At 41.1% G+C, this 19,825-nt stretch carries 15 protein-coding genes; 2 read left to right on the forward strand and 13 right to left on the reverse strand.

All coding sequences use genetic code 11. From position 1 onward, the window contains the following. Window positions 1–51 precede the first annotated feature (51 nt). From dprA to fmt, 5 genes are all read right to left on the reverse strand, one after another. On the reverse strand, window positions 52–1,293 hold the full coding sequence (gene dprA, locus H2245_RS02730; protein WP_182405729.1) for a DNA-processing protein DprA: 1,242 nt from the start codon (window positions 1,291–1,293) through the stop codon (window positions 52–54). An 89-nt stretch (window positions 1,294–1,382) separates the two neighbouring features. After that, complete coding sequence (locus tag H2245_RS02735; RefSeq protein WP_182405730.1) at window positions 1,383–2,480, reverse strand: LysM peptidoglycan-binding domain-containing protein; 1,098 nt, start codon at window positions 2,478–2,480, stop codon at window positions 1,383–1,385. Window positions 2,481–2,589: 109 nt separating this feature from the next. Continuing rightward, the gene (gene thrC, locus H2245_RS02740) at window positions 2,590–4,011 is read right to left on the reverse strand and encodes a threonine synthase (RefSeq protein WP_182405731.1); all 1,422 of its coding nucleotides are present in this window, start codon (window positions 4,009–4,011) and stop codon (window positions 2,590–2,592) included. Between the two features lie 87 nt (window positions 4,012–4,098). Next, window positions 4,099–5,688, reverse strand: a complete 1,590-nt coding sequence (locus tag H2245_RS02745; RefSeq protein ID WP_182405732.1) for a transcription antitermination factor NusB — start codon at window positions 5,686–5,688, stop codon at window positions 4,099–4,101. A 121-nt stretch (window positions 5,689–5,809) separates the two neighbouring features. Further along, window positions 5,810–6,922 (reverse strand): methionyl-tRNA formyltransferase, encoded by a 1,113-nt coding sequence (fmt, locus tag H2245_RS02750; RefSeq protein WP_182405733.1) that lies wholly within the window; start codon window positions 6,920–6,922, stop codon window positions 5,810–5,812. Window positions 6,923–7,366: 444 nt separating this feature from the next. On the opposite strand from fmt, the gene H2245_RS02755 reads away from it, so the two are divergent. Next, on the forward strand, window positions 7,367–10,231 hold the full coding sequence (locus H2245_RS02755; protein WP_259365057.1) for a response regulator: 2,865 nt from the start codon (window positions 7,367–7,369) through the stop codon (window positions 10,229–10,231). A 20-nt stretch (window positions 10,232–10,251) separates the two neighbouring features. Here H2245_RS02755 and H2245_RS02760 read toward each other — a convergent pair whose 3' ends face one another. The 8 genes from H2245_RS02760 to rpmH all read right to left on the reverse strand — a co-directional run bounded on the left by H2245_RS02760 (window position 10,252) and on the right by rpmH (window position 17,702). Next, complete coding sequence (locus H2245_RS02760; protein ID WP_182405735.1) at window positions 10,252–10,923, reverse strand: riboflavin synthase; 672 nt, start codon at window positions 10,921–10,923, stop codon at window positions 10,252–10,254. 434 nt (window positions 10,924–11,357) lie between these two features. Continuing rightward, on the reverse strand, window positions 11,358–12,425 hold the full coding sequence (ribD, locus tag H2245_RS02765; RefSeq protein ID WP_182405736.1) for a bifunctional diaminohydroxyphosphoribosylaminopyrimidine deaminase/5-amino-6-(5-phosphoribosylamino)uracil reductase RibD: 1,068 nt from the start codon (window positions 12,423–12,425) through the stop codon (window positions 11,358–11,360). A 52-nt stretch (window positions 12,426–12,477) separates the two neighbouring features. Continuing rightward, window positions 12,478–12,945, reverse strand: coding sequence for a transcriptional regulator NrdR (nrdR, locus tag H2245_RS02770; protein ID WP_182405737.1), 468 nt, complete (start codon window positions 12,943–12,945; stop codon window positions 12,478–12,480). A 71-nt stretch (window positions 12,946–13,016) separates the two neighbouring features. Then, window positions 13,017–14,405 carry a tRNA uridine-5-carboxymethylaminomethyl(34) synthesis GTPase MnmE gene (gene mnmE, locus H2245_RS02775; RefSeq protein ID WP_182406220.1) on the reverse strand — a complete coding sequence of 463 codons (1,389 nt, stop codon included), beginning with the start codon at window positions 14,403–14,405 and terminating at the stop codon, window positions 13,017–13,019. 324 nt (window positions 14,406–14,729) lie between these two features. Next, the gene (yidC, locus tag H2245_RS02780) at window positions 14,730–16,421 is read right to left on the reverse strand and encodes a membrane protein insertase YidC (RefSeq protein ID WP_182405738.1); all 1,692 of its coding nucleotides are present in this window, start codon (window positions 16,419–16,421) and stop codon (window positions 14,730–14,732) included. A gap of 196 nt (window positions 16,422–16,617) precedes the next feature. After that, window positions 16,618–17,007, reverse strand: coding sequence for a membrane protein insertion efficiency factor YidD (gene yidD, locus H2245_RS02785; protein ID WP_182405739.1), 390 nt, complete (start codon window positions 17,005–17,007; stop codon window positions 16,618–16,620). Between the two features lies 1 nt (window position 17,008). Beyond that, the gene (rnpA, locus tag H2245_RS02790) at window positions 17,009–17,380 is read right to left on the reverse strand and encodes a ribonuclease P protein component (protein WP_182405740.1); all 372 of its coding nucleotides are present in this window, start codon (window positions 17,378–17,380) and stop codon (window positions 17,009–17,011) included. A 187-nt stretch (window positions 17,381–17,567) separates the two neighbouring features. Then, window positions 17,568–17,702, reverse strand: coding sequence for a 50S ribosomal protein L34 (rpmH, locus tag H2245_RS02795; RefSeq protein WP_007394757.1), 135 nt, complete (start codon window positions 17,700–17,702; stop codon window positions 17,568–17,570). A 575-nt stretch (window positions 17,703–18,277) separates the two neighbouring features. On the opposite strand from rpmH, the gene dnaA reads away from it, so the two are divergent. Beyond that, window positions 18,278–19,729 carry a chromosomal replication initiator protein DnaA gene (gene dnaA, locus H2245_RS02800; RefSeq protein ID WP_182405741.1) on the forward strand — a complete coding sequence of 484 codons (1,452 nt, stop codon included), beginning with the start codon at window positions 18,278–18,280 and terminating at the stop codon, window positions 19,727–19,729. Window positions 19,730–19,825: the final 96 nt, after the last annotated feature.

Below are 19,825 nucleotides of genomic sequence, written 5' to 3' on the forward strand. Positions count from 1 at the left end.
CTTCCCTAAATTTTTAGAAGTATTAGAAATAAACGTTGAGGTATAAATAAACTAAAGACGTGAATAACGACCACCTTGTACGTTGATAATACCCAACAACTCAAGCTCCATCAATTGCCCTATCAATTCTGGTGGCGTTAGTCTCGTTGTTAATAACAGAGCATCTAAATCTTGACCATGCCAATCCAGCTGTTCATAAACATCTGCTAAATGGCTAGAAACTGCTGTCTCATTAACTCTATTTAGTTTGGCAATATTGGGAAGCTGATTCTTTACTGGGTGCGCTGAAGTGTCATTTTTAGGTTGTTCAAATGCAATAGGTCTTTCAGTCGTATTATCCTTAGGCGTACTTTTTTGAGTAACCATAGGTGGCAAGTTAAGTTGCAAATTAACATCAGCAATGACCTGATCGGGATGATAAATTAGGGTTGCGCCCTCACGTATCAGATGATGACAGCCTTCCGCATTGGTATTATCAATATGACTTGGAATGGCAAAGACTTGCTTGCCTTGCTCTGAGGTCAACCGAGCCGTAATCAATGAGCCACTTTTAATAGTCGCTTCAGTGACTATCGTTGCTAAACTAAGACCGGCAACCAAGCGGTTACGTCGCGGAAAAGTATGCTTATGTGGCTTCGTATGCGGCAATAGCTCGCTAATTAAGCAGCCGCCTTGTTCAACAATTTGGCTAAAAAGCTGGTCATGATGATTGGGATAGCAGATATCAATGCCCGTTCCCATCACGCCAATGGTACGCCCTTGAAATTCAGGATCAGTTTGCGCCAACGCTCCTAAATGTGCGCGTTTGTCCACGCCCAGCGCCAGCCCACTGGTAATGATATAACCCACTTGTGCCAGATATTGTGCCATATCAAAAGTAATTTTTTGCGCGTGCGCGGTCGGCTTACGGCTGCCTACCATCGCAATTTGTGCTTGCTGCAAGCGTTCGATATTACCACGGCAAAACAACAGCGGCGGTGGATCAAAGATTTGTAATAATTGCGCCGGAAATTCAGGCTGATCCGCAAACAATAACTGATACTTACCCGCCTGCACTGCCTGTTCAATTTTATCTATACTTTCTATGGTCTGTTGTGTTTCTTCATGGCGCTTAAGATGCGTCTGATGAATACCCAATTGCTGCCATGCACCCACTTTTGCTGCCCACGCTTGCTGAGCACTACCAAAACTTGTTAGCAGTTTATGATAAGCAGACAACGACGCATTAACCTCATACCAAAGCGCTAAAACCGCACGCTGATCGTCTGATAAAAGAGGTAATAATGCGTTCATAAAAGGTGCTCATTGAGAGGAATTAATCTTCAAAAAAATAACAGTTGATAAAAATTATCATCAATAGACCGTGAGATAATTCTCAAAAATTATAAATAAGGCGGCGGTAGCAGCTGATCACCCACACGAAGCGGCAATTCCGAATTTAAAACATAGGCATAGCTGATGTCATCAAAGGTATTAAATACCATTACCATACCTGTAGGCTCACTTGGCAAGCGCACAGGCATATCATTATCAAACACATCGCGTACCAGTGGACCTTTTTGATAAACGGTCAATACGGCACCCGGTTTTGCGCCTTGATTGCGTCCTAGATTGATTGCCACCACACTACCGCGCGCTGCAGAACTGATTGAATCCATTACCCGAACAATCATTCCGCCGCGATTAACTGTAGCGGGCGTGGGATAAAATACTGGTGGAATGGCGTTATCCAGCTCCACAAATACTCGATCGCCTTCCCGAACTTCTTTACCGTAGCTATCCGTTAATTGCAAGCTAGTCACGCCGTTACTTTCCGTCGCCGTGACTAAACCTGTAGCGACTTGAGTCACCTCTAAACCAATGATCTTATTGGTTTTTGGTTCAACGTATAATTCGCCTTTACGATAAACCCCGTAACGCTGACCAACAATAAGTGGAATACCTTTGGCATAGACTTTATCACCGCTACCGGTAATCAAATTGCGCTTTTTCGAGGCTAAAATGTAAGGTGTAGTGTCAAAATCTTTTGGATTCACAATCAGCGTTTTATCAAGCCAATGTTGAATCGCTGACATCGGAATGGCTGGGATACTATTTAGCGTTGAAGTGACTGCAACCGTATTTACTGCCACATTAGTCGAAAGTTGTTTTTCTACCCCAGCACAGCCCTCACCGGTATCCACGCCAATCAAGGTTTTACCCTTAATCACGCATAGGATAAGAATGTCATTAGGATAAATCAGGTTAGGGTTTTTAATTTGCTTATTGGTCGCCCAAATCTCTTTCCAGCGCCATGGACTGTCCAAATAGCGACCTGAGATGTCCCATAAAGTATCCCCTTTTTTAACGATGTAGCGATTGGGTGCATCTGCTTTAATGGTTGGTGGTGGGTTGTTAGCGTGAGCGGCACTCATCAACAGCACACCACTTAAGACTGACAAGAATGCTGCTTTTGCCAGTCCACAATGTTTTACTTTCATAACTTTATCCATTAAAGGGTAGATATACTGCTATATACACCATAAAGATTATTAAAACGATTGTTTCACGTGAAACAAATAAAATAATATTATAGATGTACTATATTATTTATGCAGCATTTGCTTCGATATGTTGACGAATTTGCTCAGCAACCAATTCAGCATCATTATCTAACACCACGACACGCTGTGGTAATGCTTCTAAACCTTCGGTATGCGCAGGGCGAGCAATATCAATTTGTCCAATAGCTTCGACGATAGTTTCGGCAAATTTAACAGGCAATGCAGTCTCAGCGCAGATGATTACTTCGCCTTCTTGCTGTAATTCTTTAGCAACTTTAATACCGTCAGCCGTGTGCGGATCGACTAGTTCACCATATTGGTCATACAGTGATTTGATGGTCTGTAGGCGGTCACTATGCGTAGACTTGCCCGCAGCAAAGCCATAACGGGTGTTTACTGCTTGCATTAAATCTGCTAAATCAAAACCTTGACCTGATTTTACCCCTTCAAACAATTCATGAACGCGCGCACTATCTTTCTCCAGCAGCAAATATACAAAACGCTCAAAGTTAGAGGCTTTGGAGATATCCATAGACGGGCTAGAGGTAATGTAAGTTTTAGCAGTCGGGCGTGGTTGATAAGCGCCTTTATTAAAGAAGTCATTAAGCACGTCATTTTCATTGGTCGCAACGATTAAGCGTCCAATTGGTAAGCCCATTTCACGAGCAATGTGTCCAGCACAAATATTACCAAAATTCCCTGATGGAATGCTAAAACTTACCTGCTCATCATTGCTAGTGGTCACAGCAAAGTAGGCTTTAAAATAATAGACTATTTGCGCGAGGATACGACCCCAGTTAATGGAGTTGACAGTACCTAAATTATAAGCGGCTTTAAATTCAGCATCTTGTTGTAACGCTTTGACGATATCTTGGCAATCATCAAACATACCGTCAATGGCAATATTATGAATATTAGCATCGGTCAAGCTGTACATCTGGGCGCGCTGAAACTCGCTCATTTTGCCATGTGGTGACAGCATAAAGACTTCGATATTGTCTTTACCGCGTAATGCGTATTCTGCTGCACTACCGGTATCGCCACTGGTGGCACCAATAATCGTTATGCGTGCGTCTTTCTTTTTAAGGACATATTCAAAGGCATTACCCAAGAATTGCATCGCCACATCTTTAAAAGCTAAGGTTGGACCATTAGATAAACCTAAAATATAGATATTGTCTTCAAGTTTACGCACTGGAACAATATCGGCACTACCGAATACTTCAGTCGTATAAGTGCGCTCAATAATATCTTGTAGGTCTTCTGCTGGAATATCAGTGGCAAAACGCTGCATAATCGCCATCGCAAGCTGCGGGTAGCTTAGCGCACGCCATTCATCAAGCGTTGCATTATCAATTTGCGGATAATGCTCAGGCAGCATCAAGCCGCCATCAGGCGCAAGCCCCATTAATAGCACATCACTAAAATCCATCGGCGCTGTCTGACCACGAGTACTGATATATTTCATAAGCTTCCCTACCTACAATGATTTTTTAATATTTAACGGTGGTTATTAAATAACGTTGATGAAACAGTATTGACTAAGCAGTATTAATTACGCCGTTTTTTGTAGCAGCGCATAATAAAAGCCATCACCGCTTTCGCTGTCTATTGGCAGACATTGGCGACCCACTTCTTGCGCAATGCCCCAACTACAGGCTTCGGTAAATTCAATCGCCGTGGCATTGGTATGATGACGTAAAAAGTCCTGCATTTGCTCGACATTTTCTTGTTTTAATATGGAACAAGTAACGTACAACAAATAACCGCCAACTTTTAGCTGTGCCCACAGATTGTCTAAAATTTCTGCCTGTAACGACACAGTTTGTTCCACGTCTTCTTCAGCACGTAGCAGACTGATATCTGGGTGGCGACGAATCACACCGGTAGCGGTACAAGGAGAATCCAATAATATAGCGTCAAATACTGGTTCATTCTTATCGACTTTTTGGTTTTTAGATTGAGCGATGCCTTGCCATCTAGTGGCATCAGCGCAAACAATATTTAGATTAATGAGTTCCGATTGTTCTAAATTTAAGCGCGCTAAATTTTCATGGATGCGGGTAATACGCGGCGCTTCATTATCTATAGCCGTAAAGTTAATAACACGGCTGTCTGTTACCTCATCTTTATTGTCACTATCAGTACGTTTCACATGAAACAATTCAGATTGTTTATCTGCATTTAACAGCTCTAGCCAATGCGCAAGCTTGCCGCCCGGCGCAGCACAAGCATCTAAAATACGTAGCTCATTAGTATCATTATGGCCAGTATCGCTATCAGCATTTACTTTATTAATAAGTGCTTGATGAATCAATGGTGCGGCAAGCTGAGCATGCATATCTTGTACACTAGCAGCGCCTTCTGCAAATGAAGGCAAACCTACAACGCCAGTACTTTGCTCAAGACGTAACGCTTGGGTAGTGATAGTTTTAGCGATAGTTGTAGCATCGTTACTAGCAGTCTGAGGCAGTTGTAACTCACTCACCATCTCAACCAATTCAGCGCTAACATCTGCTTGCTCAAGTGTTTGCTGATAGCCTTCTACTGTGTTTAATGCCGTGTTGGCACGTAAAAACATCGGCGCAGGTTGGCGTAAACCTTGCGTTAGCGCTGGATATTCTTCGCTCCAATCTTGCTTGAGCTGATACGCCAGCCAGTTCGGTAAGCTGTGGTTTTTATCACACTTTTTGTGGTATTTATGAGTATTTTTGACCACTTTACGCAAGATGGCATTGACCAAACCCGAGGCATGAGCAAATTCAATCTCTTTAACCGCCTCGACCGTTTCATGAATGGCAGCGTGGTCAGCAACTTGTAAATATAGCAGCTGCGTCAGCCCCACTTGAATGGTAGTACGCACTTCCATCTCATCAATCGTATTGTCCGCCAAGCTGTCGAGCAAACGCTCAAGTGCGTACCACTGACGCAATGTGGTCAATAGTAGCGCATGAGCAAAGCCTTTATCGCCTTCATGCAAGCTGTTTAATAACGGGTCAAGGACACTTGATAACGACTGTCCGTTTTGGATAGCAAGTAAGGTACGAATGACGCGTGCCCGTACGCTACCGACCATCTTAAGATTACTTGATGGCTTATTCTTATTGTTTCTAGGGCTGTTAGACGCGGTTGCGTGATGTCTCATAGTACGTAATTTCCTGTGCGCCTACTGGCAGCGTTGGCATTTCATATTGGTTTGAATATTGATTTAAATGAAACCGATAGCTTGAATGGAATAAATTTAATAAGTTGGTGCAATGACAGGGCTAATTGGCATCTGTTTCAGCGGTAAATCGGTCATCATCGTTGAGCTGATTGCCATGGCAGATTTGCTCTGCGCTGACTGGTTTACCACCAGCAAACTGCAACTGGGTAATCGCTAAAGTACTGGCTTGCCTTGCTGTATTAGCACTGTCAGTATCAGGATTAGTATTAGCATCATTATCAGTACCACACGCCACCAAAATTGCCTTGCGACCTACGCTAATGACGGTACCAGAAGGTTTATCGGTTCGCTGAGAATCATTGACAGGTAAGCTGGCTAAAATCTTTACGCGTGCGCCCTTTAAGAAAGTATAAGCACCCGGCCACGGCGTTAAGCCACGAATTTGTCGCTCAATATGAGCTGCAGATTGTGCCCAATCAATTTCGCCTTCTGTTTTAATCAGCTTTTCGGCATAATTAGCCTGACTACTATCTTGAGCAGTTGCTTGTGCTTGATAATGGGGTAAATCTTGTAGTACCGTACTAATGGCTGTCGCGCCTAATTCTGCAAGATTATCATGCAAGCTAGTTGCGCTGTCATTAACTGTAATTGCGCAACTGACCTTGTAGAGCATGTCACCGGTATCAAGCCCCTTATCCATCTGCATAATGGTAATGCCCGTTTCAGTATCGCCAGCCAATAACGCACGATGAATAGGCGCAGCTCCGCGCCAGCGTGGCAATAATGAGCCATGAATATTGAGGCAACCATAAGTTGGCGTGGTTAAAACGCCAATAGGTAAAATAAGTCCATAAGCGGCAACCACCATGATATCAGGCTGATAAGCGCTCAATATTTTTCGAGCAGCAAGTCCATCAGTGCTTGATTTTTTAAAGGTAGCAGGTTGCTCGATAGGAAGATTATGCGCCAATGCCACCTGTTTAACGGCAGAGGCAGCTAGTTTTTGTCCGCGTCCAGCCTTGCGATCAGGCTGACTGTAAACGGCAACAATATCTATATTCAGCGCATCTTGCTGCTTAATCAAAGCCTCAAGGCTAATGGCAGCAAACTCAGGCGTACCCGCAAATATCACACGTAATCGACTGGTAGCTGGTTGTTGAGCGTTAGCCGTAAAAGTAGGTTTAGTAACAGAATTAGAAAGGGTTATCGTCATGGCAGCGTAATATCGTCAAATGGTGTCGTTAATTAGATAAATAGTATGGTTAAATAATAGGTTTATTATAGGTGAGTTTACACGGTTGTACCATGCTGATAATAGAGCATAATCATTAGCTCTTATATCCATTGTCAAACTCAGTCTTATCATAATACTTATTACCTATAATAATTATTATTCAGTTTTATGAATAACCATAGTAATTAAAGATAAATAATAGGGTTTAGTTTACACTACGTTCTCATAGTCGTCAGTGCCAAGTGATATTACTTTTATACAATATTTTTACATCATAATTAATGAAGACTGCTCATGTTGCGATGGGTAGATAGATAATGTACAGATACAGGATTGTAAATTATGCAACAGTTTCAGTCATTAAGGCGCTTGCTTAGCTTTTACATCCTCACATTGTTTATTATGTTGCTTATGTATTATGTCATGCTATTTTCAATTCTTAGAGAAAATACCAAGCAGAATACTCAACAGGTTTTTCAGATATTAAAATATGATTTATCTAACAGTAATGTGGTTACTAATGAAAATATAAATAAGGTCTTAAAGAAACCTTTATTTCAAGATATCAGTTATCAGCTGGTATTAATGGTACGCTCAGGCCAAACTTATGTTTATAGCCATACACGTCCTAGTGAGCCTAAATTTACCACTATCAATTTCCCAGCATTATTCCGCCAAAACTCTGATGCAGTTAGCACTTATGAGATCACCAATCAAAGTTTGATGGGTACACTCAACTTTCAGAATGGGCAGCGGCTACACATTATCCTGCGCCATCAGCCACTTAATATTAATTGGCTCTCATACCAATATTGGTTACCACCAATGGTAGCAGTTATCTTATTTATTATCGCTCTATTGTATATGCTTAAACACCGTGCCAATTGGGATCAGCTTCTACACTATACAGAAGATATTATGGCAGATGTAAAAGACGCTTATATCCCGCCCCCATTTGAAGAAGCGGAGAGCACCCTTGAGTTTTTACGTTTAGGACATGCATTAAGTCGTATTGGCTATCAATTACATAATCAGCATCGGCACATTAAACGCCTTAATCATCGGCTTGAACGCTTGGTTGATCAAGCCCCATTACCTATGTTGATGATTATGCGCCAAGGTCAGATTAGTTTTTCTAATCAGCGCTTTGATCAAATATTCTCGCCATCATTAGAACGGGATCAGAAATCTACTTTGACCGATTATGTCACCGGTAGCGACGAAGCTGTTCAGCAATACTTACAAAAGCTCTCATCGCATCGAGTCACGCGCACAGTATTGGTTTATGGTTTAGAAGACAAACAGGCTTACCAATTGCATATTACCCCATGGTTCGGAGAGCACGGTCAAGCTCATGGCTTCACCGTTTTATTTAACAATGTCAATGAGCTCATGTCGCAAAATACTGAATTACAGCAACAGAAACAGCTGCTTAATCATCGTATCTTAGAGCTTACTCAACTCAAATCCACCGTTAATAATCAACTTCGTACACCATTAAATGCCCTGATTAGTACGCTCGACTTAATAGATAGGCAAAGTTTAGACATAAAGCAACAAGACATTTTTAACACTTTATCGCAATCAAGTTATTCCATGCTGATGATGCTTAACGATATGATGGACTTAACAAAAGTTGCTAATAGTAATTTAGAAATTACTTACGAACCAATTGATATCTTTAAGCTAAGCCAACATGTCAGCAGTTTGATGGTTGGCAATGCGGGCAGACAAAATATTGAACCACTACATTTTTTTATGCCTAATTGTCCGCGCTATATTCATACGGACTATAAGCATCTCTGTCAAATACTCCTAAATCTATTTGAAAACGCTGTAAAATATACTTTTTCAGGCTATGTTGCGCTGATTGTCGAGTCTATTTCTTATAAAGATATGCAGCCTATTATTGAAAATAGCTGGATAAAAACGCATCGTCATAAAGAAGAATTATATTCAAAATTGACAGCCCAACCTGCTACTTTATCAATCAAAACACTACCTATTTATCGACAGTTAGATAGTATGAGTACGCAGCAGTCTTGGTTACGTTTTAGTATCCAAGACTCTGGTATTGGGATTAACAATGATATACAACGCGAAATCTCCAACTATTTCATACAAGCAAATCCGCAGGTAAGCTCACAATCCGGTAGTATGGGGCTTGGGCTTGCTATCTCTAGCAGTTTTGGTCAGCTTTTAGGCGGATTTATTCAACTTACCAGTGAAAAAGGGGTAGGTAGTACCTTTAATCTGTACTTGCCCGCTTATAAACCTAATTATCAGCCAATCTATCATTCTCATAATAGTTTCAATCATATACACCTGATTGCTATCGTCAACCAAACTGTGAGCGCTACTTACTTGCAGCGTTTGTGTCAGTATTTGAATATCAATGCCAACATTTACAGCAAGTTTAACAAAACAGTGATACAGCGGCTTACGACAGAGCTTAAGCAAAAGACTGCTGTCTTGCTGCTCGATTATGAATATTATTTGAGCAATACGACTGCGGCGGCTGACACTAATGAAAAAGAAACTAGTACCTTTGCAAACAATACTATTAATCTTGAGACGACTGTCAGCACAGATATACAAGCATTTATAAACTCAACTCCATTGCCAAAAATACTACTCAGTATGAAGCCTGAGCGTAGTCTACCGTCTACATTATTAGATGATTTTGATGGTTTTTTAAGCAAGCCTTTAGATATTGCCCGTTTATTATCAGAACTCATACGTCTTACTTTGCCCAAGCCTAGCTTATTATTAACATCAGTAAAAGTTGAACAGAATCAAGAGGCAGATAACGACAACATTATGCTTCAACCCGAGGCGATTGCCCACCCCTTAAGAACATCTATTGTGTTAGATAATTTGGAGAAGTCGGGTGACGTTGAAAATAAAGAAACATCGACTGAACCGCCACTTATCTTAGTGGTAGAGGATAATCTGACCAATCAAAAAATCACCTGTAAGTTATTAAGTAAGCTTGGTTATGATAGTGAAGTGGTGTCAGATGGGCAACAAGCTTTAGATAAGCTTACAGCGCAGCCTCAGGCTTTTGCGCTGATTCTGATGGATTGTCGCATGCCCATAATGGACGGTTGGCAGGCAACGCAAGCCATTCGCCAACAAGGCTGCATTGTTCCCATTATTGCGTTAACTGCAAATAACAGTGAAGAAGATCAAGAAGCTTGTCTTAGCGCAGGTATGAATGAATTTTTAACCAAGCCAGTTAATAAAGACAAGCTAAAAGATGTGTTACAACGCTTTATTAAAAGCTAAATATATTTCTAATAACATCTCTATTTCATAAAGCCGTTATCCGCTAAAAAGGCTTCCGTTAACGTACTTGCAGTAGATACAGGTGCTGTATTAGGCTGAGATTTATTAAGCAGGCGCTCTAAATAACGCGCAACAATATCCACTTCAATATTGACTTTACTACCCACCAGCCAATATTCAGCAATATTAGTTAGCTGAGCAGTATGAGGAATGATATTTAAGCAGACAATATTGTCTCGTACTACATTAGTAGTCAGACTAATGCCATCTACCGTAATTGATCCTTTAGTTGCCGTAAAATGCGCAATCTCTACTGGAACCTCAATCTCAATGTAGAGTGAGCGCGCATCTTTTTGTAGTTTGCGTACTATACCCACCCCATCAACGTGACCAGCAACGATATGACCACCAAAACGGGTCGTTGGTAACATTGCCTTTTCTAAATTCACCTTATGACCTATTTTCAAATCTTCAAGTGCAGTTCGGGATATTGTTTCACGTGAAACGTCAACAGCATAGTAATTACTACCTAAATCAACTACGGTTAAGCAAATACCATTACAAGCAATAGAATCACCTAAAGATACATCGCTAAAATCTAATCCCTTAGATTCAATCAATAAGCGGATATCACCGCCAATAGGCTGCATGGCTTTTACTTTGCCCATACTTTCAATAATTCCAGTAAACATAGCGCCCTCTGCCTTTATAGATAAATATTATGATAATAAATGGTTAATTTTAAATTAAGAATACTGGGTAATAATAATGAATGGTTAGCATAAGTTGTGGATAACTTATAAATTGGTAGTAGAAAACAAGACTTTAATTAGTAATATGAATAGTTATCCACAAGTTTCACCACAATAACAACCAGATAATAATTAATGCTTATATTACATAAGTCATTGATTTAAAATTATTTTTCTCTATTAAACTAGAAAATCTTTGATTCATACTGTTTCACATGGAACCTAATAAAAAGTTATGCACAGTTCCATGTGAAACCTATTATGGTTTATTAAGTTATCTACATTGAGTAGAGCTTAGATAAATAGGAGGATAACATTATATTTATAAACAGCTTATTCCTAAAACAATAATAAAATAAGTGATTGTCTGTAAGTTAGTGAAGGGGTGATAAAGTAATCTTTAGATCATTGCCTACTCGTTGCTGATTCGCATATTGAAAGCGCAGCTGCTGTGCTAATGATAACGGATTAAAATCTATCATAGCTCGCGCCTGTGTACCCAGTAAACAGGGGGCTTGATAGACAATCAGCTCATCCACTAATTGCTGACTTAAAAAACTACCGGCAACACTTGCGCCTGCTTCCACTAAAATATCATAACACTGATAGTCGCTAACTAAAGTGGCTAGTAGCTCTGGCAGATTATCGTCACGCCAATACAGAGTATCCGCACGGCGGCACAAGTGATACTCAGAATGTACGTCATGGTCTAAGCGTTTTCGTCTATCGAGCACCACTACTTTAGGAGCAGGAATATCTTCTAGGGCAACTCCGAGTCTGGTCGAACGCACATTTAGCTGAGGATTGTCCGCGATAACCGTGCTGCTACCGGTAATAATGGCACCGCTTTGTGCCCGTAACTGCTGAACGTCTTCACGCGCAGCGGCTGAGGTAATCCATTTAGACTCTCCTGATGCCATAGCGGTCCGACCATCAAGGCTAGTCGCTATTTTTAGACGTACATAGGGCAATTGGGTACGCATTGCCTTTAAAAAGCCACGATTCAGTGCTTCAGCCTGCTCTGTCAGAACGCCTACTGTCACTTCAATACCTGCTTGCTCCAGTAACGTAACCCCACGTCCTGCTACTTGCGGATTGGGGTCAAGTCCAGCGATGACGACTCGTTTAATACCAGCCTTAATCAACGCTAGCGCACAAGGGGGCGTGCGTCCAGTATGACTACAAGGTTCTAGGGTGACGTAGGCCGTACCGCCTTCGGTTTTGTTACCTGTATTAATAGCATCGTTAAGTGCAAATACTTCAGCATGCGGCTGACCAACCTTCGGGTGAAACCCTTGCCCGACGACCACCCCTGCTTGTACGATGATGCAGCCGACAGCCGGGTTTGGGCGCGTGGTATATTGTCCACGCTGAGCCTGCTCAATAGCAAACGTCATAAAATAGCGGTCTGTGGCAGCTTGTGCATGGTCTAACAGAGACATAGAAGACTTACCCTTTCTTAAAAAGTAAAAAAGCTTATATCAATTGATTCGTTTAATCGTCCTGCTTGTCTAAGGGACGAATATTGGCGATTTCTTGGTGAAAGGCATCGATATCCTGAAAATCGCGATATACACTGGCAAAACGTACATAGGCAACATCATCAAGTGTTTTTAGCTCACTCATGATAATTTCACCAAGCACCTTGCTACTGATTTCACGCTCACCCATTTGCCGTACGCGTTTTTCCACACGGCTAATCATGGCTTCTTGCTCATCAATGGTAATCGGGCGCTTTTGCAACGGCAATTGAATAGAGCGGCGCAGTTTTTCATTATCATAAGGCTCAATTTTAGTACTTGATTTAATAATACGCGGCATCACCACTTCGACCATCTCGAAGGTAGTAAAACGCTCTTGGCAGCCACTACAAACGCGGCGGCGGCGTACTTGTGCCCCTTCCGCAGCCAAGCGAGAATCAATAACTTTCGTCTCTGACGCGTTACAATAAGGACAGTGCATACGCTTTTCCTTTATTAATATTAAACGCAATAATAACCAGTCGAGGCTATGTAAAAACTTGATAGCGTCTTTTACTTGCCAATACAAAAGCTACCAAAAATCTTACCAAGCAAATCATCGGCGCTAAATTCGCCCGTGATTTCACCCAGATATTGCTGGGCGTAGCGTAAACTTTCTGCCACCAGTTCTCCCGCTTGAAATACGGTTAATTGTTCATGAGCGTCTACCAAGCAATCAGCCGTGCGTCTGAGCGCATCCAAATGCCGGGTTCGGGCTATTAAACTGTTTTCAGGAGGATGAAAGCCCACTTTAGCACATAATATTTCGATTAAATCTGCAATTCCAGCACCTGTTTCACATGAAACATGCACCTGCTCATAGCCGCGACTGTTCAGCTCTATTTGCGTAGCTGAAGTATGCTTATTATTATTAATATTATTTAGTAAATCACTTTTATTAGCGATAATAAGCAAACGCTTAGCGGCTGGCAGCTCGCCGAACAATTGCTCTGCCAGCTGCAATGGGGTCGCATCATCATCAATATCACGCGTAACATCATAGACCATCAGCAGCATATCTGCCTGCTCAATAGCGGTTCGCGCGCGCGCAATACCAATACGTTCAACCATATCATCGGTATCACGTATCCCTGCAGTATCAGTTAAATGTAGCGTTAAGCCATTCAGAACTACCGTTTCTTGCAACGTATCACGTGTGGTCCCTGCCACGTCGGTGACAATAGCGCGCTCTTGACCTGCGAGTCGATTTAATAAGCTAGATTTGCCCGCATTCGGTCTGCCAGCGAGTACCACATGAATGCCGTCACGCAATAGCTGACCTTGCTTTGCTGTCATTAATACCTGCTGAATTTGGCGTTGTGTCTGCTCAAGCTTGCTTTGAATCACACCATCGGATAAGAAATCCACGTCCTCTTCATCTGGAAAATCAATCGCTGCCTCAACATGCAACCGCAAATGAATCAACTGCTCTAATAAGTGGTTAATATGCTGTGAAAACTCACCACTGAGCGAGCGAATGGCACTACTAGCCGCCGCCGCACTGGTTGCATCAATGGCATCCGCGATAGCTTCAGCCTGTACCAAATCCATTTTATCATTGTCAAAAGCACGGTAAGAAAATTCACCGGGCGCCGCCTGCTTTGCTCCTAATTCAAACACCCGTGCTAACAATAGGTTTTGCAAAATCATGCCGCCATGACCTTGAAGCTCGATGACATCTTCACCGGTAAAGGAGTGCGGAGCGCGAAAATAGAGCACCAATCCTTCATCAATAACCGTACCATCCGCTTGATAAAAACGGCAGAAACTTGCCAATCTGGGAGTAAAGCCAGATTTTCCAGTTAATTGACAGGCAATGGCATAGGCTTTGGCACCTGAAAGGCGAATGATACCTACACCACCGCGACCCAATGGCGTTGCGATAGCAGCAATGGTGATCATGCCAGACGCATGAGATGGCTCAGATGACGCAATGGAGGCTAAGCCCGCTTTGACAGAATCCACACTAACTCTCAGTAGCTAAAAACTTCATTATAGACGGCTATACACAGCCTGACAAAGCAAACTTATAATAAGGCTTATTCTGGTTCTAATTTTGACTCTAGCAGCGAGGGGTTAATTCTACCTAATAATTATAATGAGCCAATTAAACAATTAATTAATCAGCTCAGTAACGTGGTTAATAGGCTAATAGCTTACCCCATAAAAAACCACCGCAAGTGCGATGGTTTCTTTATCTTCAATATTAATTAGCTTAAATCACTGTTAATCAAGTACTTTAACCGTACGCAGTTTTTGTTCTTCTTCTACCTTTTTATTAACGAAATATTGATGCGTCATACTAAACAAGTTATTCACTGTCCAGTAAAGTACCAAACCTGCTGGGAAGAACAGCATAAAGGCGGTAAAGATAATTGGCAAAAACTTCATGACTTTTGCTTGCATCGGATCAGTTGGCTGCGGATTTAACTGCTGCTGTACAAACATCGATGCACCCATCAGCAATGGCAAAATAAACCAAGGATCCATCGCTGATAAATCTTGAATCCATAGTATCCATGGCGCATGGCGCAGCTCAATACTCTCAACCAATACCCAATATAAGGCTAAGAAGATCGGCATTTGCATTAAAATAGGCAAACAACCTGCCATTGGATTGACTTTTTCTTCCTTGTAGATGCCCATCATTTCTTGTGACATCTTCATGCGATCGTCGCCATGTTCTTCTTTTAATGCCGCTAGACGCGGTGCAATCGCACGCATCTTCGCCATGGAGTAGTAACTCTTATTAGAGAACCATAACAAAGCAATCTTAACCAAAACCGTCAACAAGATAATAGACCAGCCCCAGTTGCCGATAATCTTATGGATACCGTCAAGAATGGCAAACAAAACTTTCGATATCGGCCATAACAAACCATAATCGACGGTTTTATTCAGACCAACTGCCACGTCTTTTAGCTCAGACTGAACTTTCGGACCGGCATATAAAGTGGCACTTAACGTGGCTTGCTTATTGGGTGCGACATTTACTGGCTGGCTATTAAAACCAATAAAATAATCATTGCCCGATTCACGGCTAAAGAATTTGCCCGTAAAGTTCTCAGGTGTCCACGCAGATACAAAATAATGCTGAACAATCCCCACCCAACCTTTATCACTGGTCGTGGTTAAAGAACCGTCATTAAACTTACCAAATTTAAGCTTATTATAAGGATCATCAGGCGTGCCCCAAGCACCGCCAAGATAGGTTGCCATACTAAGCGCACCTTTACCCGACATACCGGGGTCTTTACTATCGTCACGCTTTAGCTGCGCAAACAATTGACCTTGCCAGGGCTGCGCTGACGCATTTTGAATCTGATAGCTAACATCAATAGGATATTTATCATGCGTAAAGGTGAAGGTTTTGGTGATCGTTACACCATCTTTTTGATACGTTAACGGCACAGATAAGGTTTGCTGGCCTTTTTCCATCTGATAACTGTTGGCAGTATGGCGATAGTTAGCGCGACCTTCGGCAGTATCAATACCATCTTTTCCAATGAGACCAGATTGCGCCACATAAACACGATTACTATTATTCTCTAGTAATACAAAAGGCTGCTCGCTATTAAGCGTCGCATCGTACTGTTTAAGCGCTGCATAAACAATATCACCACCTACCGGATTAATTTTAATATCATAGCGATCGGTGGTTACCGTGATAAGTCCCGCATCCTTAGCAACAGCGTTCGTCCCGCTAGCCGCTACTGCGCTATTGGCTGGTAACGTCTGTACCGGAATATCGCCAGCCGCACCCGTTGTCGAGGGAATATCTACACCTACTGAAACGGCAGCGTCTGATACCCCATCAACAACTGGCTCATCAGCGTAATCATCACGCCACGCCAAAATCAGTAGATAAGCGGTGATTAGCATCGCAATGATGATCATCACCCGAAATATCTTTTGCATAAACCTATCCTAGAGTGAAAAATTAGGGTCTGTGTCGTAACTCAGATTCAATGGTTTATATTTAAAAAAACCATGCCATCGCTTGTCATTGACATAAAATGGTCATCATTTTACTAAAAAACCACCTTAAATGATACCAACAGTATAACTAACCTGTTAAGCACTTTTAAATATTAATAGCTCATACCACTAAGCATCATCTCAACAGATAATTTAGACGCGCCGTATAGCTATGCTTATCTCGATAAACACCCTGTCCTAATTTTTGAGGTCGGAATAAAACATGTTGGTCGTTACTCAGACCTTGTGCAGGTTCGTACCAGTAATAATAAGAGGCTAAGGGCAAAGCTACAAAATCAATGCCATGCCCACCAAAGGGCTGGCAGCGAGCAAGACGTTTTAATAACAGCCAACTGCCGGTACGCACTCCATACCACTGTAATGCCTGTTTGCCATAATTTGAGCAGGTTGGATAATATCGACAGCGAGCTGGTATGATTGGACTGATTATCTTTTGATAAATAACTATTATATAAATTAATAAAAAATAAAAAAATTTATTAAATTTATTTTTAATATAAGACATATTATTTCTTTTTAATTTTTTTAAATATATTATTTATTTCTAAATCTAGTTCTTTATTAGTTAAACCTTTAATAGATTTTTTAACAATAAATACAATATCTTTATTTTCTAGCTGGGATGCTTGTATACGAAAATTTTCTCTTATTTTGCGTTTAATTAAATTTCGTGCAACTGCTGTTGGTACTTTTCGCTTGGTTATTGCCATCCCTATACGTGCCTGATCGCTCGTAGTGGTGCGTACAAACGCCATCAGATGGCTTTGGTGCAGTTTGCGCTCAGGTGCATCAAACACCTCACGAAAGGTAGCAGGGGTCAGTAAACGCTGGGCTTTTGTGAAACTTGCAGCAATAGTAGCTTGGATAGGAGCAGACATAAGACAACCTAAGAGAAAGAGGGTGAAATCTAGGGATAATCAACAAAATAAAAAGACAAAAAAAGCGCCAATATAGGCGCTTTTGATATATGGCTAGTGTTTCATGTGTGGTCAATACCATGTAAGGAATAGACCGTAATGACGCACTAAAACCATGGACATCGTGTGTATCTACTGAAAAATCAGCTTATACAGTAAGACGATGACGTCCTTTTGCACGACGGCGCGCAAGTACTTGACGGCCTTTTTTCGTTGCCATACGAGCACGGAAGCCGTGAGTACGCTTGCGTTTTATCACGCTTGGTTGGAATGTACGTTTCATAACTCACCTATCAAATAATGGACTAAATTCGTAATAACGAAGGATTATATCATTCTCACTAATTTGGGTCAATAAACTAATTCAACTCATGTTTATATATCCAGCTTAGTAAGTTCTTACAGTGATACTAAATTTTAAGAGCCCTGTTCTTTTAGAAATAGCAACTGCCATAAGTTAGACTAGCTTATCTAAATTTTATAAAGTTATCCACAGAAATCCTGTCTTTCAATAATAATTGTAATTTATGTATATATAGATATTGTTGTTATTGGGGAGCTTGTTTTCTGTGGTTAAGTGGTTTTTCTTCTTCAATATTAATATCTTAGACTATGGGTAAACCTGTGGATAAGCTGTGGGTTAATAGGGGGTAACTCGCTTTTATGATTTATCTAAAAAACAATCCACAGGGTTATCCACAAAAAACACCATGTTATCCACAGGTTATTTATGCTAGATTAGCAGCCTATTTCAATATCCGATTTTATAATTTTTATAAGACTAACGCTCCTCTTTGGTTACTGAACATCATAACTTGATTAGAGCATTCACTATAATTTATGAGGTTAGCGTTTTTAATGACAGACATGCCAATGCTTTGGAATAAATGCTTAGAGGACTTGCGCTACAGTGTGAAAGATAACGTTTTTACCATGTGGTTACGTCCTTTATCCGCGCATCAAGAGGGTCAAACCCTCGTAGTACGTGCACCTAATGATTATTTTGTCTCCTACATTCAAAAAAATCATTTACAGAATATTGAGCAATTGGTTGCTAAACACAGTCAAGGCAGCATTGAAGCCGTTGTGGTACGTGTTGATAATGCGCATCATAATGAATCGACGGTAGATGGAAAAGAATATATTAATATCAATGACTTACGGACGATAAGCTCCAATACTAGTCCCTCCCTTATTGTGCCAGATTCCAGTATTCACCCTCAAGATATGGGAGTCAATAATTCTTACACATACTCAACTATGTTGGATGTGGCTACCGATACAAAGTCGTTAAGCTACTTGAATCCTGAGTTTACTTTTGAGACGTTTGTAACCGGGAAATCAAATAACTTGGCTTATAAAGCCTGTTATGAGCTTAGTAAGCGCCAATCAAAAAATAGACACAATCCATTATTTATATACGGACCTTCTGGTTTGGGAAAAACACATTTAATGCATTCTGTTGCAGATCGCTATTTAAAAAATAATAAAAAGTTTTATTATTTTACTTCTGAGAATTTTATTAATCAATTAGTTTATGCATTAAGAAATAATAAAATAGAAGATTTCAAAAAGAAAATAAAAAAGGTAGATTTATTAATTGTTGATGATATTCATGTCCTAGCCGGTAAAACAAAAAGTAGTAATGAGTTCTTAACGTTATTTGCTGACTTTACCAGTGGCGATAAACAATTGATTTTAGCGTCCGATCGTCACCCGTCACAAATGACTGAATTCGATGAGCGTTTTCGTTCTCGTTTTTCATGGGGTTTAACGGTGGCTGTGGAACCACCTGAGATTGATACCCGTGTTCAAATTTTGCAGCGAAAAGCAGCTTCGGTTGGCATGAATTTGCCCAAAGAATGTGCGTTATTTATCGCTCAAAATGTGGTGTCTAATGTGAGGCGGCTAGAAGGAGCGCTCAATCAAGTATTCGCTAATGCTAATTTAACTGGCGCACCGATTACTTTGGAGATGGTGCAATATGCTTTGAAAGATATCGTTGCTATGCGTGTGCAAGCGGTCAATATGGATAATATCCGCAAGGTGGTCGCTGAATATTATGATGTTAGTATTAAAGATATCATGGGTCGCAAGCGCACGCGCATGATTGCTCGTCCGCGCCAAATAGCTATGGCGTTAGCACGTGAGTTGACCAACAATAGTTTTCCAGAGATTGGTCAATCATTTGGTGGGCGCGATCATACGACGGTCATGCATGCTTGTGATAAAGTAGCAGAGCTGCGCGCCCTTGATCCTGCATTTGATAAGGACTACAAGTCATTGGCAATGATGTTACAAGCGGGCTAAATGCCGCTTTCGGTGTTGCCGTTCGTCAATATGGTTTATAATGACGAATAATATATCGTCTACAAACCACTATACGTTATTAGCCAATCAGTAACA

The organism is Psychrobacter sp. GP33 (assembly GCF_014119005.1).
In the GTDB taxonomy this organism is placed as follows: domain Bacteria; phylum Pseudomonadota; class Gammaproteobacteria; order Pseudomonadales; family Moraxellaceae; genus Psychrobacter.

What these genes read in the sequence shown, in the direction of transcription:
- dprA (WP_182405729.1), bottom strand. Translation starts at nt 1,293, where the DNA reads ATGAACGCATTATTACCTCTTTTATCAGACGATCAGCGTGCGGTTTTA.
- H2245_RS02735 (WP_182405730.1), bottom strand. Translation starts at nt 2,480, where the DNA reads ATGAAAGTAAAACATTGTGGACTGGCAAAAGCAGCATTCTTGTCAGTC.
- thrC (WP_182405731.1), bottom strand. Translation starts at nt 4,011, where the DNA reads ATGAAATATATCAGTACTCGTGGTCAGACAGCGCCGATGGATTTTAGT.
- H2245_RS02745 (WP_182405732.1), bottom strand. Translation starts at nt 5,688, where the DNA reads ATGAGACATCACGCAACCGCGTCTAACAGCCCTAGAAACAATAAGAAT.
- fmt (WP_182405733.1), bottom strand. Translation starts at nt 6,922, where the DNA reads ATGACGATAACCCTTTCTAATTCTGTTACTAAACCTACTTTTACGGCT.
- H2245_RS02755 (WP_259365057.1), top strand. Translation starts at nt 7,367, where the DNA reads ATGCTATTTTCAATTCTTAGAGAAAATACCAAGCAGAATACTCAACAG.
- H2245_RS02760 (WP_182405735.1), bottom strand. Translation starts at nt 10,923, where the DNA reads ATGTTTACTGGAATTATTGAAAGTATGGGCAAAGTAAAAGCCATGCAG.
- ribD (WP_182405736.1), bottom strand. Translation starts at nt 12,425, where the DNA reads ATGTCTCTGTTAGACCATGCACAAGCTGCCACAGACCGCTATTTTATG.
- nrdR (WP_182405737.1), bottom strand. Translation starts at nt 12,945, where the DNA reads ATGCACTGTCCTTATTGTAACGCGTCAGAGACGAAAGTTATTGATTCT.
- mnmE (WP_182406220.1), bottom strand. Translation starts at nt 14,405, where the DNA reads ATGATCACCATTGCTGCTATCGCAACGCCATTGGGTCGCGGTGGTGTA.
- yidC (WP_182405738.1), bottom strand. Translation starts at nt 16,421, where the DNA reads ATGCAAAAGATATTTCGGGTGATGATCATCATTGCGATGCTAATCACC.
- yidD (WP_182405739.1), bottom strand. Translation starts at nt 17,007, where the DNA reads ATGTCTTATATTAAAAATAAATTTAATAAATTTTTTTATTTTTTATTA.
- rnpA (WP_182405740.1), bottom strand. Translation starts at nt 17,380, where the DNA reads ATGTCTGCTCCTATCCAAGCTACTATTGCTGCAAGTTTCACAAAAGCC.
- rpmH (WP_007394757.1), bottom strand. Translation starts at nt 17,702, where the DNA reads ATGAAACGTACATTCCAACCAAGCGTGATAAAACGCAAGCGTACTCAC.
- dnaA (WP_182405741.1), top strand. Translation starts at nt 18,278, where the DNA reads ATGACAGACATGCCAATGCTTTGGAATAAATGCTTAGAGGACTTGCGC.